This window comes from Marinobacter sp. PE14 (genome assembly GCF_053566155.1).
Map to the genome: position 1 here is coordinate 1,136,415 of NZ_JBQXNY010000001.1, position 16,940 is coordinate 1,153,354.

Annotated in this window: 16 protein-coding genes; 4 read left to right on the top strand and 12 right to left on the bottom strand. The window is 57.0% G+C overall.

Annotation, left to right across the window (positions count from 1 at the left end; all coding sequences use genetic code 11):
* Window positions 1-52: 52 nt before the first annotated feature.
* Both ACWJ62_RS05380 and ACWJ62_RS05385 read right to left on the bottom strand, forming a co-directional pair.
* The gene (locus ACWJ62_RS05380; protein WP_449285248.1) at window positions 53-523 is read right to left on the bottom strand and encodes a hypothetical protein; all 471 of its coding nucleotides are present in this window, start codon (window positions 521-523) and stop codon (window positions 53-55) included.
* A gap of 11 nt (window positions 524-534) precedes the next feature.
* Window positions 535-1,749 (bottom strand): pyridoxal phosphate-dependent aminotransferase, encoded by a 1,215-nt coding sequence (locus tag ACWJ62_RS05385; protein ID WP_014577437.1) that lies wholly within the window; start codon window positions 1,747-1,749, stop codon window positions 535-537.
* 253 nt (window positions 1,750-2,002) lie between these two features.
* On the opposite strand from ACWJ62_RS05385, the gene ACWJ62_RS05390 reads away from it, so the two are divergent.
* Complete coding sequence (locus ACWJ62_RS05390; protein ID WP_449285249.1) at window positions 2,003-2,494, top strand: glutathione peroxidase; 492 nt, start codon at window positions 2,003-2,005, stop codon at window positions 2,492-2,494.
* A gap of 9 nt (window positions 2,495-2,503) precedes the next feature.
* Here the strand turns inward: ACWJ62_RS05390 and ACWJ62_RS05395 are convergent, their stop codons facing one another.
* Both ACWJ62_RS05395 and ACWJ62_RS05400 read right to left on the bottom strand, forming a co-directional pair.
* On the bottom strand, window positions 2,504-4,831 hold the full coding sequence (locus ACWJ62_RS05395) for an ATP-binding protein (protein WP_449285250.1): 2,328 nt from the start codon (window positions 4,829-4,831) through the stop codon (window positions 2,504-2,506).
* Window positions 4,832-4,884: 53 nt separating this feature from the next.
* A complete protein-coding gene (locus ACWJ62_RS05400; protein WP_449285251.1) occupies window positions 4,885-5,652 on the bottom strand; it encodes a hypothetical protein in 768 nt (255 codons plus the stop codon).
* Window positions 5,653-5,887: 235 nt separating this feature from the next.
* On the opposite strand from ACWJ62_RS05400, the gene ACWJ62_RS05405 reads away from it, so the two are divergent.
* A complete protein-coding gene (locus ACWJ62_RS05405; RefSeq protein ID WP_449285252.1) occupies window positions 5,888-6,898 on the top strand; it encodes a LysR family transcriptional regulator in 1,011 nt (336 codons plus the stop codon).
* On the opposite strand, the gene ACWJ62_RS05410 is transcribed toward ACWJ62_RS05405, so the two are convergent.
* From ACWJ62_RS05410 to ACWJ62_RS05445, 8 genes are all read right to left on the bottom strand, one after another.
* Window positions 6,887-7,852, bottom strand: coding sequence for a GNAT family N-acetyltransferase (locus tag ACWJ62_RS05410; protein ID WP_449285253.1), 966 nt, complete (start codon window positions 7,850-7,852; stop codon window positions 6,887-6,889). The two genes, ACWJ62_RS05405 and ACWJ62_RS05410, sit on opposite strands and share 12 nt — an antisense overlap.
* A gap of 5 nt (window positions 7,853-7,857) precedes the next feature.
* Window positions 7,858-9,009 (bottom strand): JmjC domain-containing protein, encoded by a 1,152-nt coding sequence (locus ACWJ62_RS05415; protein WP_449285254.1) that lies wholly within the window; start codon window positions 9,007-9,009, stop codon window positions 7,858-7,860.
* A 17-nt stretch (window positions 9,010-9,026) separates the two neighbouring features.
* Window positions 9,027-10,394: an adenylosuccinate lyase gene (purB, locus tag ACWJ62_RS05420; RefSeq protein WP_449285255.1), complete on the bottom strand. Its 1,368-nt coding sequence runs from the start codon at window positions 10,392-10,394 to the stop codon at window positions 9,027-9,029.
* 87 nt (window positions 10,395-10,481) lie between these two features.
* Entirely contained in the window at window positions 10,482-11,126 is a 645-nt protein-coding gene (hflD, locus tag ACWJ62_RS05425; protein ID WP_449285256.1) for a high frequency lysogenization protein HflD, read from the bottom strand.
* Entirely contained in the window at window positions 11,123-12,310 is a 1,188-nt protein-coding gene (mnmA, locus tag ACWJ62_RS05430) for a tRNA 2-thiouridine(34) synthase MnmA (protein ID WP_449285257.1), read from the bottom strand. Before mnmA ends, hflD begins: the two co-directional genes overlap by 4 nt.
* 36 nt (window positions 12,311-12,346) lie before the next feature.
* Window positions 12,347-12,811 (bottom strand): NUDIX hydrolase, encoded by a 465-nt coding sequence (locus ACWJ62_RS05435; RefSeq protein WP_449285258.1) that lies wholly within the window; start codon window positions 12,809-12,811, stop codon window positions 12,347-12,349.
* A complete protein-coding gene (locus ACWJ62_RS05440) occupies window positions 12,808-13,440 on the bottom strand; it encodes a pseudouridine synthase (RefSeq protein ID WP_449285259.1) in 633 nt (210 codons plus the stop codon). Before ACWJ62_RS05440 ends, ACWJ62_RS05435 begins: the two co-directional genes overlap by 4 nt.
* A gap of 187 nt (window positions 13,441-13,627) precedes the next feature.
* Entirely contained in the window at window positions 13,628-13,939 is a 312-nt protein-coding gene (locus ACWJ62_RS05445) for a cold shock domain-containing protein (protein ID WP_449285260.1), read from the bottom strand.
* Window positions 13,940-14,245: 306 nt separating this feature from the next.
* Between ACWJ62_RS05445 and clpS the strand changes: the two genes are divergently transcribed.
* Both clpS and clpA read left to right on the top strand, forming a co-directional pair.
* Window positions 14,246-14,605 carry an ATP-dependent Clp protease adapter ClpS gene (gene clpS / locus ACWJ62_RS05450; RefSeq protein WP_008169202.1) on the top strand — a complete coding sequence of 120 codons (360 nt, stop codon included), beginning with the start codon at window positions 14,246-14,248 and terminating at the stop codon, window positions 14,603-14,605.
* A gap of 18 nt (window positions 14,606-14,623) precedes the next feature.
* Window positions 14,624-16,894, top strand: coding sequence for an ATP-dependent Clp protease ATP-binding subunit ClpA (gene clpA / locus ACWJ62_RS05455; RefSeq protein ID WP_449285261.1), 2,271 nt, complete (start codon window positions 14,624-14,626; stop codon window positions 16,892-16,894).
* The last annotated feature ends 46 nt before the right edge of the window (window positions 16,895-16,940 follow it).

Genomic DNA, 16,940 nt, shown 5'->3' on the forward strand with positions numbered 1-16,940 from the left:
TCAGACCGTTATATGCGGTCGCGGTTCAATCAATCAACGAGTTTACGGTGATTTAATAATTGTCGCGGTCGGCAAAAAAGGTTGCCTGCATGATCTGGCTGATTCGGGCGGAGTTCCCCCCGCGCAGCGCCTTGCGGATCAGGTGGATGTGGGTAGAAAGATCCTCCTGAACGGAAGGAGGCAGATTACTGGCAGCAGTTTCCTCGGGGATTCCGAATTCGCTGGTCAGAGTCTTTGGCGCCGGCGCGCTCAGGCGGATAAAGGCGTCTCTTGTAAGAACCGCCTGGTCCAATGCTTCCTGACGGATGGTGTCGACGTACCGGAGCAGGCCTTCCTCTGCGAGCCAGAGCAGGGCGCCGAAACAGGCCATGTGTCGCTTGCTGTGCAGGCCAAATTCGTCCGGCTCATCCGGACCGGCAATGTCCTCAACGAACAGGTTGATGCGCCTGGGAAAGGCGCCGTATAACTGCACCAGGCCAATGGCCGCATCCTTGTAGAATTCCTCGACGTGAATATCCGCCATGGTTTTCCCCGTTATTGCTGGTATTGGCCAAGGAAATTGCCGAGCCGGCCCATGGCGTCCTCGAGGGTATCTTCCCTGGGCAGGAACACGACTCTCAGGTGCTGCCTGTCATCGATATTGAAAGCAGACCCCTGCACCAGCAGGATTTTCTCCTGTAACAACAGGTCCAGAACCAGTTTCTCGTCGTTCACGATGGGGAAGTGCTTGGGATCCAGTTTCGGGAACAGGTACAGCGCCCCCTGGGGTTTGACACAGCTCACCCCCGGAATGTCGTTGAGCATACGCCAGGCGGTTTCCCGCTGCTCGTAAAGACGTCCGCCCGGCGCCACCAGATCGTTGATGGACTGATAGCCTCCCAACGCTGTCTGAATGGCCAGTTGCGCCGGAACATTGGCACACAGGCGCATATTGGAGAGCATGTCGATGCCCTCGATCAGATCCTTCGCCCGGTGTTTTGCCCCACTGACGATCATCCACCCAGAGCGGTAACCCGCTGCACGGTAATTCTTGGACAGGCCGTTATAGGTAAAGAACAGCACGTCGTCGGCCAGTGAGGCGGTGGAAATGTGCTGGGTACCATCGTAGAGGATCTTGTCGTAGATCTCGTCCGAAAGAATGATCAGGTTGTGTTTGCGGGCAAGTTCAATGACCTGTTCCAGAAGCTCCTTTGAATACACCGCCCCGGTCGGGTTGTTGGGGTTGATCAGCACAATGGCGCGGGTCCGCCGGGTGATTTTCTTGCGGATATCGTCAATATCCGGAAACCAGTCCTGCTGTTCATCGCAGCGGTAGTGTACGGGCTTGCCGCTGGAAAGTGTGACCGCTGCGGTCCACAAGGGATAGTCGGGCGCCGGGATCAGCACTTCATCGCCGGTATTCAACATGGCCTGCATGGTCATGACGATCAGCTCGCTGACGCCGTTGCCCAGGAAAATATCGTCAATATCGACCTTGTCGATACCCCGCTGCTGGCAGTAGTGCATGACCGCCTTGCGGGCGGAGAACAACCCCTTCGACTCCACATAGCCTTGGGCCTGGTGCATGTTGTAGATGACGTCCTGCTGGATTTCTTCCGGGACATCCAGCTCGAACGCTGCAGGGTTGCCAATATTGAGCTTGAGTACCCGGTGACCCTCTTCCTCGAGCCGGCGTGCTTCCCGCAGAACCACGCCACGGATTTCATAACACACGTTATCCAGCTTGGCGGATTTGTAGTAGTTCTGCATAAGACCCGGACGTCCTTCTTTTGAGATCGAAAAATGGCACCTGCCAATACGAGAGGCCTTTATTCTAGCGGAGCGAGGGCCGGCGGCAACAGGGGAATTATGATGAATTGTGTCGTGTTAAGGCATATTTAGCCCACAAACCTGAACCGGTTTTTAAAAATGATCGCCGTGGTGCCTGCATTGCCATGGTTTTTTGGTCTGTGTTGTGAACAATGGAGTTACGACTAACGCAAACATCAAAGGGAGAGTCCCCATGGCACGTGAGACGGTCTACGATTTTACGGTAAGGGATATCAAGGGTAATGAGAAAAGCATGGCAGAGTACCGGGGCAAGGTGCTCTTGATCGTGAACACCGCCAGTAAATGTGGTTTCACGCCACAATTCGAAGGCCTGCAGTCCCTTCACAACGAATTGGGGAGTAAGGGGTTTGAGGTTCTGGGCTTTCCCTGCAACCAGTTCCTTAATCAGGACCCGGGCAACGAGGATACGATCAGCCAGTTTTGCAGTCTTAACTACGGGGTCGACTTCCCCATGTTCTCCAAGATCGAAGTCAACGGTGATGGCACCCACCCACTGTTTCGCTTTCTCAAGCATGAGGCCAAGGGACTGATGGGGTCGGAAAAGGTCAAGTGGAACTTCACCAAGTTCCTGGTGGCTCCCGATGGCAAGGTCGTACGTCGTTATCCGCCCACCACCAAGCCGGAGGACATTCGGGCCGACATCGAGAAACTGTTACCGGCCTGAAGGCCACGGTCAAATCGCGGGGCGCCAGCGGTCGATGACCGTCCGAAGCTCTTCGCGCTTGTACGGCTTGGTAATGTAGTCGTTCATGCCTGAGGCAAGGCAGTCCTCGCGGTCGCCCTGCATCACATTCGCGGTAACAGCAATAATTGGCAGGTCTTTCCATTCCGGGTTTTGCCGAATCCTCTGTGTTGCTTCGTAGCCGTCCATAACCGGCATCTGGCAATCCATCAGCACCAGGTCATAGTGATTGTGTTCCAGTGCCTGTATGGCTTTGAGGCCGTTCTCTGCATGATCTGTGCGATGGCCGAGTTTCTTGAGCAGGCTGGCGGCCACCATCTGGTTGACCTGATTGTCCTCTACCAGAAGGATGGTCAAGGAAGCCTCCGTGCCGGTTTGCTCAAGGTCTTCCACGGCGTTAGCAGGTTGTTCGTCGCTGTTCAGCAGCCCCGCGGCCATAAGGAGGCAGCGTAGCAATTCATCCCGTCGCAATGGCAACGAGAGCAGCTGTTGCTGGCCCAAGGCGGGGGGCATGGTGCCGGAAGAGTCCACAAGCACGACGCCGGCGCCTTGCCAGTTGCCGACGAATGCCAGGGTTTCTTCATCCCCGGCGTTGGCAAGTGCAAGCAAAATTCCATCCGGGTGTCTGCTCGCGCCGCGTATCGGGATGCCCCACTTGCGAAGTTGGGCTTCGATCACAGGCCGATGTGGGTTGTCCGGTGGTATTGCCATCGCTATACCAATGTCCTTGAGCCGGGAATCCATGCGGGGCAGATCGCGTTCTGCGCCGGCTTCATGAACCGGCAGTGGCAAGGTAACGGTGAAGTGGGTGCCGCTGCCCTCCCGGGAGTCCACCAGAATCTGGCCATGCATGCGTTCGACGAGTTGACGGCAGAGAGTCAGGCCAAGACCTGTGCCTCCATAAAGCCGCGTAGTCTCTGCATCAGCCTGGGAGAAGGGGGAGAAAATTCGGTGCAGGCCCTCGGTGGACATACCGATCCCGGTGTCAACGACATCGACTCTCAGGCTACCCCCGGAGTAGGCTGCCTTTAATTTCACGCTGCCTTCGTCCGTGAATTTGATGGCATTGCTCAGGAGGTTATTGAGCACCTGGCGTACCCGTGTTGGATCTCCCAGAAAGTCTTCAGGCAGGTCCGGATCGATTTCGGTGACCAGGTGAATGCGCTTGAGGCCCGCCTGCTGGGCATGGAGTGTCGCGCACTCCTCGATCAGGTGTCGGACACTGAAGGGGATGTTTTCCAGGCTGAGTTTGCCAGCCTCGACTTTCGAGATGTCGAGTATGTCGTTAAGCAACCCGAGCAGGCTTTCACCGGCGTTCAGGGCAATTTCCATCCTGTTGCGCTGGGCAGGGTCCAGCTCGCCCTCAAGTGCCAGGCCAAGCATCCCGAGAACGCCATTGAGCGGGGTTCGGATCTCGTGGCTCATGCTGGCCAGGAAATTGGCGCGTGCCCGTGCCCGGCGAACCGCATCTTCCTTGGCTTTGACCAGGGCGCGATTACCACGTTGCAGAGCGTCGTTCTTTTCGGAGATTTCCCGGGTACGGTCTGCCACCTCCTGCTCAAGCTGGGTGGAGTAGTTCTTCATGGCACTCTCGGCGTGCCGGAGCTGGGCGAGGCTCGAATCGATGGTTTCGAGGTGCTGGTTGATGATACCTACCATGGTCCCGATCTCATCTTCCCGATGGTTTGCCGGGATCGGAAGTCTTACCTTTTCCGGAGAGGTAGCCCGCACCTGGCTCAGTGCACTGATCACATTAAGCATGGGGCGGGTAAGCACAAAATAGAAAATGGCAAGGAGTGCTGCAGACAGGGTCAGGCTTTTCAGTAGCCCGCTGATCAGAGTGTATCCGGCTCGTTGGAGGAAGAGCGCCCCATAGTGATAAGTGTCAATGGTGACGATCAGATGCCCAAGTGGCAGATCCTCAAGCTGAGGAACCCGGAGCTCCTGTCGAAATACGCGATCCGGGCCGAAAAGGAGATCGCTGACCCATCGATAGGGCGAGACCGGGCTGCTCTTGCTGGATGCTGCCATGGTCTCGTCGTCATTATCGGTAATCCGGGCATCAATGGTAGCGGGATGGCGAAGCAGGCCGTCGAGTAATTCTTCCGCCAGACGGACGTCGATGTTGTAGGCAATCTGGGAAGCCGGGCTGTTGCTGATGTCGATCAGCGCATGGATTTCCTTCTCCATGGAATCCTTCGCGCTAAAGTAGTCCAGGGTAATCTGGACCACATTCAGCACCAGCCCGAGGGCCATGGCAACCAGTACCGTGTCTCGAGTCAGTCGATAGGAAAGCCGTTGTTTGAAGCCGTTGCTCACGGGTTTGCACTGTCCCTGTTGACGGGCCTTTTATAGCGACCCGTTCGGTACCTTCAGTCGTCGTAATCGGCCTTTTTCTTCCACTCGTCGTCGTGGAGAAAAGTATCCCACTCACGGTCCAGTTTGGACTCTCCCTGCGGGCTTTCCTTACCCTCTGCACTTATGGCCTCAAGTTCCTGAATGCGCGTCCGGAAGCTCTTCACTGCTTTCATGGCAAGGGGATTGTCGCGGGATTTGCCCATTTCGGTACTGGCCAGATGATAGGCATGGATCGCCTTCCGGATCTGGTTCTGACGAACATAGTCCCTGGCCTGAAACACATGCAGATCCGCGTGGGTCTTGTGGACCAGGAAGAGCACATACTTGAGGTTTTTCTTGGCGCTGGCCGAATCAATCCGCCCGCTCTTGTGCATGGCTTCGATCATCTTGAACAGATTCTGAAGCAATTCCTTGACGTAATTGGACTTTTCGGCGGAATCAATTTTAACCGGGGTGGTTGTGTCTCGTTTCTCAAGGATCTGTGTTTTCAGCTCGGCGGCGGAGTTCTGCCAATCCTTGACCGGCAGGTCTGATTTCAGGCTGGCCAGCGCCGCACAGGCCTCTTCCATGCGTTTGATCAACAGCAGTTTCAGATCGGCCGTCAGGTATTGGCCCGGAATTTCGGTCAGCAGTCGGTTGGCCCTTTTATAAGCATCTTCCTGGGCTGTAATCTTGCGCGTCCGCTCAATACGGGCGCGCTCTCGCATCTGGCTGAGCACAATAACGACAATCGAGACGGTAACGATGGCCGCCAGCAGAAGGACGATCGTAGTGGTATTCATTTTGTCAGTAACGACTCCGGCTTCAGGATCAAATGATGGCGGGTGTATCAACCGGCCTCAAATCACCGATATTATTCAGCAAGTATCCGAAAGACTAGCAGAAATACCGCTCCAGATCCGTTTTCAAATGTGAAAGTTCGTGTTGCTGATTGATTACGTGAATCCTCGCTATCATGTATATTGCTCTCGTGAATGAGCCTCGCTTTTCCTGTTTTTTTGGCGTTCCGGAGTTTTTGTGGATATTTCCCGTGTTGATCTGAATCTGCTCGTCTACCTGGACGTGCTGCTGCGTGAGCGCAATGTGACCAAGGCCGCCAACCACCTGGGTATTACCCAGCCCGCCATGAGCAATGGTCTGAGGCGGTTACGCGACCTGTTCAGTGACCCTCTGCTGGTTCGCACCAGTGAGGGTATGACGGCCACAGAGCGCGCGCGGGAATTGCAACCGCTGGTGCGGGGAATCCTGTCGGATATTGAACAGGCAGTGCAGGAGAAAACACCGTTCTCGGCTCTGGAAAGCCAGCGTGTGTTCCGGATCATGGCCAGTGACTATGCCGAATCCTGTCTGATGCCACGGGTTCTGCGCCGGATCCGCCAGGAAGCGCCCCATGTAACCCTGGACGTGCTCACGCCCAGTGACGTCAGCTTTCTGGATGTCGAGCAGGGGCGCCTCGACATGGCCATCAACCGGTTCGACAAGATCCCGCAGTCCTTTCACCAGAAGACCCTCTGGACCGAGTACTTTGCCTGTCTGATGAACGCCCGTAATCCGGTACTGAGAGAGCCGTTTACCCTGGATACCTATCTGGACGCCAGTCACATCTGGGTCAGCAAGACCGGGTTTGGTGTTGGTGTTGGTGTAAACCCCAAGGATGTCCAGCGGCTGGGCTGGGTTGATGAGGCGCTTTCCAGAATGGGTCGCAAGCGTCAGATTTCCGTATTCACCCGTCACTATCAGGTTGCGATGCTGCTTGCCGAGCAACACGACCTGATTGCCACGCTGCCATCCCGGGCAGCCTGGCTGCAAAAAGACAATCCGAACCTCGTGGTCAAGGTACCGCCGTTCGAGATTCCGCCGTTTGAACTGAAAATGGCCTGGAGCCCGTTGTTGCAGCACAATGCAGATCACCAATGGCTGCGCAAACTGATTGCTGAGGTGGCCACCGAGGTAGATACCGAGTTTGCTCCGTTCGGGGCCAGGTTCGAAGCGCCGGATGCGCCCCAGGCCCATCACTCAGAGCGGTAGTTCCCGGAGTTCCAGGGAAGGGCGTGCCGCATCCCACATGCGCTGGAAGCTTTCCGACAGCAGCTTTACGCGGCCACCGTCCGAGAACTTGGCAAAACCTTCGGGCTTGTAGAAGTCGTGTCGGTACACCACGCCTTCACGATCCGCGATAATGAAGGGCTGGTCCTCAATCGGGTAGTCCTCGTTGACCAGTCGAAGTTCCATGCGGCTCGGCAGCCGTCGCATCAGTTCGACCAGTGTGTGTCGACGTTTCACCAGCGGCTTGTCGTCATGGATCAGCAGCCTGACTTCGCTGAGCCGGTGCCGACGGGCCAGGGCGGAGATCAGCTCCCGGAAACGATGCCGGTCATACAGATCATGTTCGAGCAGGCGGTCATACAGCCAGATACGCTGGCCGGCCTGGCCAACCACCGAATCCATCAGCCCCAGAAGCCTCGCCTCGGTATCAAACAGCCAGGAGTCCGTGTCGCTGCCCAGAATCATCGGCTGGTCCTTGGCCCCGAGACTCTCGGCGGCAAGATCCGGTGCCAGGCAGCGCATGTCAAAGTGGGGAATGCCAGCGTCGTCATAAACGCCCGAACAGATGTGGAAGCCTGAGCGCTGGTAAAAGGGGATGGCGTGCTCCTGGGCAGACAGCCTGAGCTCGGAAAACCGGTCGGCGGATTCTGCAATCAGGTGTCTAAGCAATGCTTCCCCGATACCCTGTCCACGGTACCGAGGCAAAATCGCCATGCGACCGATGTGGCCGGTTTCTTCCAGGGTCGAAAACAGCCGGGCTACCCCAACGGGGGTGTTGTTTGGCAGCACTGCCAGATAGTGATCGGCAATTTCGTCGGTTTCATCCCACTCCAGCTCCGGCGGGACTTTCTGTTCTTCAACAAACACCTGCTGGCGGATATCCCGTATGGATGCCGGGGCCAGTTGCCAGCTGTATTTGCGAAACCGGATGCTCATAACGCCTATTCGAAGTAAACCGAGCCTTGATTGTAGAGCGTGGTCAGAAGCCCAAGCAATGCTTCGTCTTCGGAGAGCCGGGCGAGGGTCGCCATATCGACGCGGGCCCCCGAGCACAGAAGCGGAGCAAACGGCTGGGCATCGCCCTTGAGCAGGAACTGCTCGCCGTCCACAAACAGGGCGGTTTCACTGGCAAACTCATAGTAGGCGAAACGGGAGCCTTCGTTCCAGCGCAGCTGCTCGCCCGCGTGTATTGCTTCGGCGACGTCTCCTGTGGACGCTGGCTCCTCCGCGGGCACGACAATATCCATGCTCTTGGGCGCCGTTGAGAACTGGCCAAACCAGAGGGCCAGTTGCCGGCGGTCCTCAAGTTTTTCCCGGATAACGGTTTCTAGGCGATCAACTACATCCGGCTGAATCGTGCCCGGATTGTCCTGTACCTCCAGGTCCGGATCGTTCAGGTGAGCCGAGGCGTCTGATTGGCTGCAGAGGAAGTCGGTAAACCCGGTCAGAATGTCATCCATGGTGGGTGCACGGAAGCCCACCGACAGCGTGATACAGTCATCCTCGGCCACTCCATGGTGGCCGATACCCGGCGGCAGGTACAGCATGTCACCGGGTGCCAGAGTAACGGTTTCTTCGCCATCCCAGCTGCTCAGAATGCGCAGCGGAGTGCCCTCCACCCGGGGCGAGCTATGGTCGCAATGGCCTCCAAACGTCCACCGGCGGTGGCCCTGGGCCTGGAGGAGGAATACATCATACTGGTCATAATGGGGGCCAACGCTGCCGCCTTTCGGGGCAAAACTGGCCATGATGTCATCCAGGCGCCAATTGGGAATGAAGCGGAAGTGTTCAAGCAAATCTGCAATATCAGGCACCCAGTGGTCCAGTCCCTGCACCAACAGCGTCCAGTCCTGGTCGGGCAGGCTGCTGAACCGATCCGGCGAAAAGGGGCCGTTGTGGAGCTGCCAGGGCTTGCCATCGTCATTTTCGATCACAATCCGGGATTCCACGCCTTCCTCACAGGCCAGGCCGGCCAGCTCATCGGCGCTGACCGGGCACTGGAAATCGGGAAACGCCTGACGGATAACCAGCGGCTTTTTCTGCCAGTAGTCCCGCAGAAATTCAGAGGGTGTTAGTCCGCCAAGCATGTCCATGGGTGTTACTCCCGGTTTCAGATGTTTTGTGCCTGATCGACTGCGTTACCGATGTAACGGCCCGGCGTCAAAGCCATCAGTTCGGCCTTGGCCTGCTCCGGAATATCGAGGCTCTCAACGAAATTCTTGATCACTTCCGGCGTCATTGCCTTGCCACGGGTCAATGCCTTGAGCTTTTCATAGGGCTTTTCAATGTTGTAACGGCGCATCACGGTCTGAATCGGCTCGGCAAGCACTTCCCAGGCATGGTCCAGGTCTTCATCCAGTCTGGCCGGATTGATTTCCAGTTTGCCCAGGCCTTTGAGGGAGGCTTCGTAGGCAATCAGGCTGTGGGCAAAGCCAACACCCAGGTTGCGCAGCACGGTGGAGTCGGTCAGATCGCGCTGCCAGCGTGATATCGGCAGTTTGGCGGAGAGGTGGCTGAACAGCGCATTGGCGATGCCGAGGTTGCCCTCGGAGTTCTCGAAATCAATGGGGTTGACCTTGTGGGGCATGGTCGAAGAGCCCACTTCGCCTTCCACCGTTTTCTGTTTGAAGTAGCCTAGGGAAATGTAGCCCCAGATGTCACGGTCCAGGTCGATCAGGATGGTGTTGAAGCGAGCGACAGAGTCATACAGCTCGGCAATGTAATCGTGCGGTTCGATCTGGGTGGTGTAAGGATTCCAGTCGAGCCCGAGGCTCTCGATGAACTCCCGTGCGTTCAGGGCCCAGTCGATTTCCGGATAGGCGGAAAGGTGGGCGTTGTAATTACCCACGGCGCCGTTGATCTTGCCCAACAGCTCGGTTTCCCGGATCTGTTTTACCTGGCGACGCAGACGGTGAACGACGTTCGCCAGCTCTTTGCCCACGGTCGTGGGGGAGGCGGTCTGGCCGTGTGTGCGCGACAGCATCGGCTGTTCGGCGTGGTCATGAGAAAGCTGCGCCAGCTTATCGACAACACGGTCCATGGCCGGGAGCAGGCCGTGGTCGAGGCCTTCCCGCAGCATCAGTGCATGGGAGAGGTTATTGATGTCTTCAGAGGTGCAGGCGAAGTGAACAAATTCCGTGACGGCGTGCAGCTCGGGAACGCTGGCGATTTTTTCCTTGATGAAGTACTCCACCGCTTTCACATCGTGATTGGTGGTGCGTTCGATGTCTTTGATGCGCTCGGCGTCCTCCAGGCTGAATTCACTCACCAGACGGTCCAGGAAGCCGTTGGCGTCGGCGGAAAACGCGGGAACCTCGGTCACGCCGGGGTGAGCAGCCAGTTTCTGCAGCCAGCGGATCTCGACGGTCACCCGGTTCCTGATCAGGCCATACTCACTGAAAATTTCACGGAAGACGCTGACCTTGTTGCCATAGCGTCCATCGACCGGGGAAATGGCGGTCAGGGCGGTGAGTTCCATCGAAAACCTCTCAAGTCATCAAAGAATCGGATCAAAAAGAAAATAGGGGTGGACATCATACACCACCGCTGGCTCTGAATCAGCGCGTCAGTGGTAGAGGGAGCGATTGGCTTCTTCGGCCAGCTCGCCGGCAAGTCCGATCACTTTCTTGCGGGCAAAGATCAGTTGCCAGCGTCGGCCGCCGGTCTGGCGCCAGAGCACGGCAGAGCGGATACCCGCCAGCAGCAGTGCCCGGACTTTCGCCGCATTCTCCTCGCGCTGGAGCACAGAGGGGTTGCCGCTCACCTGGATACGCTGGCGAAATGTGCTGATGGTATCGGCGTAGACGGAGGCCAGATTGCTGATCAGGTTTGTGTGTGTGTACCCGAAGTGGCTGGCGGTGTGCCTGGCCTGATCAATGCGGCTGCCAATCACGTCCAGCATGTCAGAACGGCGATTCAGTTTGGATTCGAGCTGGATCAGGTTGAGAGCGTAGCGAAGAACCTCGATGTCCTGCTGCCGTGACTGCTGGCTGAGCACCGACGACAGGGTGACGAGGCCTTCACGGATGTCGCGAAGCTCGCCTCCGTAGACGTCCAGTGTATTCTCGGGGTTGGTGGCAAACAGGGATTGGATAGATGTTTCGAGGCTGGCTTCGTTGCACTGGCCATTGTGGGCAATCTGCTGGACCAGGTTGGCGGCCTGGAATACCCCGGCCAACGCCAGGGTCTGATCCTTGAGTGAGCGGCTCATACGGTCTGTTCCTCGGAACGGGTGCCGGTCAGACGGGCTGGAAGCGGTTCCCCGTCACGCCAGGTCTGCTCAATAACGCCGCCACCGAGGCATACCTCGCCATCGTAGAAAACCACGGACTGCCCGGGCGTGACAGCCCGCTGGGCGTCGTCAAAATCGACGCGGACACCGCCGTCGATCAACAGAACCTGGCAATCCTGATCCGGCTGGCGGTAACGGGTCTTGGCCTTGCAGCGGAAACGTCCAGCAGGTGCTGCTCCGGCAACCCAGTCGATCGGGCCGGATACCAGGCCACGGGAAAAGAGCAGGGGATGGTGTTTGCCCTGAACCGCAACAAGCACATTGCGGCTGAGGTCTTTCTCCGCCACATACCAGGGCTCGTCCCCGAATTCACTGAGACCGCCAATGCCCAGGCCCTGTCTCTGGCCGATGGTGTGATACATAAGACCCTGGTGCCGGCCAATTATCTGGCCGTCCGGTGTTTCGATATCGCCGGGCTGGGCCGGAAGGTATTGCTTCAGGAAGTCTTTGAACTTGCGTTCTCCGATAAAGCAGATGCCGGTGGAGTCTTTTTTATCATGGGTAACGAAAGCCTGCTGTTCGGCAATACGGCGGACTTCGGGTTTTTCCAGCTCGCCGACCGGGAAAAGGGTCCGCGCTATGCGGTCGCCGGAGACTGCATGCAGGAAATAGCTCTGGTCCTTGTTCGGATCCAGTCCCTTCAGGAGTTGGGCCTTGCCCGCGGAACCAGCAATCGGCCGTTGCCGGGCGTAGTGGCCCGTTGCGATATAGTCGGCACCAAGGGTAATGGCATAGTCCAGGAAAGCCCGGAATTTCACTTCCTTGTTACAAAGAATATCCGGATTGGGGGTTCGTCCGGCCTGATATTCGGAGAGGAAGTGCTCAAAAACCCGGTCCCAGTACTCGGCCGCAAAACTGGCGGTGTGAAGTTTGATGCCGATGGCATCGGCTACGGCCTGGGCGTCGGCCAGATCTGTCATGGCCGTGCAGTACTCGGTGCCGTCATCCTCGTCCCAATTCTTCATGAACAGGCCTTCAACCTGGTAGCCCTGGTCTTTCAGAAGCCAGGCGGCCACTGAAGAGTCCACGCCGCCGGACATGCCGACGATCACGCGCGTGCTGGCGTTGCTGTTTGGAGAGGAGGCTTCGGGTGCGTTGGTCATGACAGCTTCGTTACCGGCTAAAAAACCGCGAGTTTATCATCTTTCTGAGGGCGCCGTCTGCGCGTCCACCACCACGTCCAGCGGGTATTGCCGGCCGTTTCGGTAATCTTCTATGCATTGGATGACCAGCGGACTGCGCAGTTTGTCCCCCAGCGCGCGGATTTCATCCAGGGTTAGCCAGTGGGCAGAAATGATGCCATCGTCCAGTTGTTCAGTGACCCGGTCGCGAGCACGAGCGGCATAGCAGAAACGATAGTAGGTAACGCCGTTGGCCGGAGCCTTGTAGGTGTAGATGCCAAGGAAGTGTAAGGGTTCTATGTTCCAGCCCGTCTCTTCAAGGGTTTCCCGCCGAACGGCATCCAGAATGGCTTCATCTTCCTCGATGTGGCCAGCAGGCTGGTTGAAAACAACCTTGCCGCCGCTGACTTCTTCAACCATCAGGTAACGGCCGGATTCATCCTCGACTATAACGGCCACGGTAGCATGGGGTGTCCAGGTCATGATTTCCGGTTTCTCCTGGTTCGGGCGCCGGCGGCGTTGCCGCGGCGGGTTGGTTTTGGCGGAGCGGGCAGATTGACGGTGACCGTTCGATGGGCCCCGGATTCCAGACCGTCAAGGGTCCAGTCACCGATCCGGTACCGGATCAGGCGAAGTGTCGGAAACCCCACGGCAGCAGTCATTCGACGTACCTGCCGGTTCTTGCCCTCGGTTATAGTCAGTTCAATCCAGCTCGTCGGAATGGTATCTCGATGTCGCACCGGAGGCACTCTCGGCCAGACCGCCGGGGCAGCCATTCTGTCGGCTTTTGCCGGCCGGGTCAGACCATCCTTGAGCTGCACACCGGCAGCCAGGTGTCTCAGTGCTTCTTCAGAAATGTCTCCCTCTACCTGCACCCAATAGGTCTTTGGCATCTTCAGCGATGGTGACGCTATGCGGTGTTGTAGGGAGCCTTCAGCGGTCAGCAGGAGCAGACCCTCGGAATCGTAATCGAGGCGTCCGGCTGGATAAATACCCGGGATGCGCACGTAATCCGCCAGGGTGGCGCGAGGTGGTTTGCTTCCGGAAGCGCCATCGTCGGTAAATTGGCTCAGAACCTGAAAGGGTTTGTTGAAAAGCACGAGTTCGGCCATGCGCTGGTCTTTTCCCGGATATCCGCTGTCTTTGAGCAGTGCAGCGTACTGCAAACAGGAAGGCTGGCAAAGTCGAGCGGACGCCAGCGACCGAGGAAACCTGTTATGCGAAGTTTTTTGAAGGGCAAAAAAAAAGAGCCCCACCAGCAGACGACCGGTGGGTGTGATTTTGCGTTACCAGGATAGATCAGGCGTTGACTGCACGGGGCGGATAGCCGTCCCTGCCTGATTCCTGCTGGCCTGATTTTCCGGCAGAGTCGCTGCTGGCGTCAGTTTGTGCCTTGCTGGCAGGCAACTCGTCGGGAACGATGTTGACTGCGTGAATGCCCTTGTCGCTGGGCTTTTTGTCGAAGGTTACGGCCTGGCCGGCTTTTAAGGTCTTGTAGCCGTCCATTTGCACCGAAGAGAAGTGCGCAAACAGGTCGTCACTGCAGCCATCCTCGATGATGAATCCGTACCCTTTGGCATTGTTGAACCACTTGACCTTGCCTCTTGGCATGATGAACTCCCCTGTTCTTTTGCTGTCTCTGTTCTTATTGGTTCTTTGTGTGCCTATCGGCGCCGTCGCACAGCCGGTCCGAATCCTGTTACACAAATCTTGCATGGATTTACATTATTTTACATTGCAACTTAACTTTCGACCAATCATGGCGATGAGTCAATAGTTTCTATGCCGGGAATGTGTGGTTGAACGCAGTCTGGAAGCGGTATCATGTTCGTATTGATAAATATCGCATGCCCCGCTTGAAAACCCCGGGGCGGACATCCACATTTAACAGGAGCACCGATAAACCGGTAAGGAATGATGCGGACTATCGAAAATTCTCTACTAGTATTCAATCAGGGGGAGGACGAACAACCGGGGCGACAGGATGACCTCAGCGTTGCTCCCGAGAAGCCTGCTCTCAAGCGCCCGGCGCGTTACAGGGTGGTGCTTCTGAACGATGATTACACGCCCATGGATTTTGTGGTGGATGTGTTGATGAAGTTCTTCGGAATGAATGAAGAAAAGGCGACGCAGGTGATGCTGCTCGTCCATACACAGGGAAAAGCTGTATGCGGGGTATATACCCGGGACATCGCGGAAACAAAGGCGGCACAGGTGAACCAGTATTCCTCGGAATGCGAACATCCGCTCCTTTGCGAGATTGAACGTGCGGACTGATAGACGTTGGGGTGGCCCATGCTGAGCAAAGATCTAGAAATTACGCTGAATACGGCCTTCAAGAATGCCCGGGACAAGCGTCATGAGTTCATGACTGTGGAGCATTTGTTGCTGGCCCTACTGGATAATGAATCGGCAGTGGGCGTTCTGAAAGCCTGTGGTGCAGACCTCAAGCGGCTTCAGGAAGAGCTTGTCGAATTCGTGGACTCCACCACACCTTTGATTCCCAGCAGCGACAGCGAGCGTGAAACCCAGCCAACATTGGGGTTCCAGCGTGTACTGCAAAGGGCTGTGTTCCATGTGCAGTCCTCGGGCAAGAAAGAGGTAACCGGCGCTAATGTGCTGGTAGCCATCTTCAGTGAACAGGAAAGTCAGGCGGTGTATGTGCTCAAGAAACAGAGTATTGCCCGCATTGATGTAGTCAACTTTGTTTCCCACGGTATCTCCCGGGTACAGGGCGCTGAGGACCAGGAGAGCCCTGACCAGGCATCTCATGATGAGGCTGGCGAAGAAGGCGGTCAGTCCAAGCCCCTTGAAAGCTACGCCACCAACCTGAACGAGCAGGCCCGTCAGGGCCGCATTGACCCGCTGATCGGTCGTGAACACGAAGTCGAGCGGGTGGTGCAGATCCTTGTGCGCCGGCGTAAGAACAATCCGCTGTTGGTCGGCGAGGCCGGTGTTGGCAAAACCGCCATCGCGGAGGGGCTCGCCAAGCGTATTGTCGACGGACAGGTGCCCGATATTATTTCCGACGCGGTGGTCTACTCGCTGGATCTGGGTGCTCTGCTTGCCGGAACCAAGTATCGCGGTGATTTCGAAAAGCGTCTGAAAGGTCTGCTTGCCGAACTCAAGAAAGAAAACCACGCGATTCTGTTCATCGACGAGATCCACACCATCATCGGAGCAGGCTCTGCCTCCGGTGGCGTGATGGATGCGTCGAACTTGCTGAAGCCCATGCTCAGTTCGGGCGAGATCCGTTGCATTGGTTCAACCACGTTCCAGGAGTTCCGGGGAATTTTCGAGAAGGACAGCGCCCTGGCTCGCCGTTTCCAGAAGATTGATGTAAATGAGCCTAGCGTTGAGGACACCTATCAGATCCTGAAAGGCCTCAAGCCGAATTTCGAGAAGCACCACGATCTCAAATACACCGACAAGGCCCTGCGGGTAGCCGCAGAGCTGTCCGACCGTTACATTACCGACCGTCATCTGCCGGACAAGGCCATTGACGTCATTGATGAAGCGGGTGCGCGCCAAAGGCTGCAACCGGAGGGCAAGCGCAAGAAGACCGTTGATGTCACCGAGATTGAAGATGTGGTCGCGAATATTGCCCGCATTCCGCCGAAGAACGTGTCCACCAGCGACAAGGATCTGCTGCGGAACCTGGAGCGGGATCTGAAGATGACTGTCTTTGGCCAGGATCCGGCCATCGAATCGCTGTCCACCGCCATCAAGCTGGCCCGTGCCGGACTGAAAGCGCCCGAGAAGCCGGAGGGTGCCTTCCTGTTCGCCGGGCCGACCGGTGTCGGTAAAACCGAGGTGACCAAGCAGTTGGCCAAGGTGCTGGGTATCGAACTGGTAAGGTTTGATATGTCGGAGTACATGGAGCGCCATACCGTATCACGTCTGATCGGTGCGCCGCCGGGCTACGTTGGGTACGATCAGGGCGGCCTGTTGACCGAGTCGGTAAACAAGCATCCGCACTGTGTATTGCTGCTTGATGAGATCGAAAAGGCTCATCCGGAAGTGTTTAACCTCCTGCTGCAGGTCATGGATCATGGCACGCTGACGGATAACAACGGCCGCAAGGCAGATTTCCGCCACGTGATTCTGGTGATGACCACCAACGCCGGTGCCGAGAGCATGGCCCGTCGCTCTATTGGCTTCAGCGAGCAGGATCACAGCACCGATGGCATGGAAATCATCAGCAAGACCTTCACGCCGGAATTCCGCAATCGCCTGGACGGTATCATCCAGTTCGGCGACCTGCAGATCGACACCATCACCCACGTGGTGGACAAGTTCCTGACCGAGCTGCAGGCGCAGCTGGACGAGAAGCATGTCGTTCTGCATGTGGATGATGAGGCGAAAGCCTGGTTGGCCGAGAAGGGCTACGACGTCACCATGGGTGCCCGTCCCATGTCCCGTCTGATCCAGGACAAGATCAAGCGGCCGCTGGCCGAGCAGATCCTGTTCGGGCGCCTTTCAGAGAAGGGCGGGGATGTCTTCATCCACTTGCGTGATGATGAGCTGGTGTTCGAGTATGAGGACGAGCCTGCAGAGGCGGTCTGACGTGCTCGATTAAAGAAAAACCGCTGCCCGGGTAACCAGCAGCGGT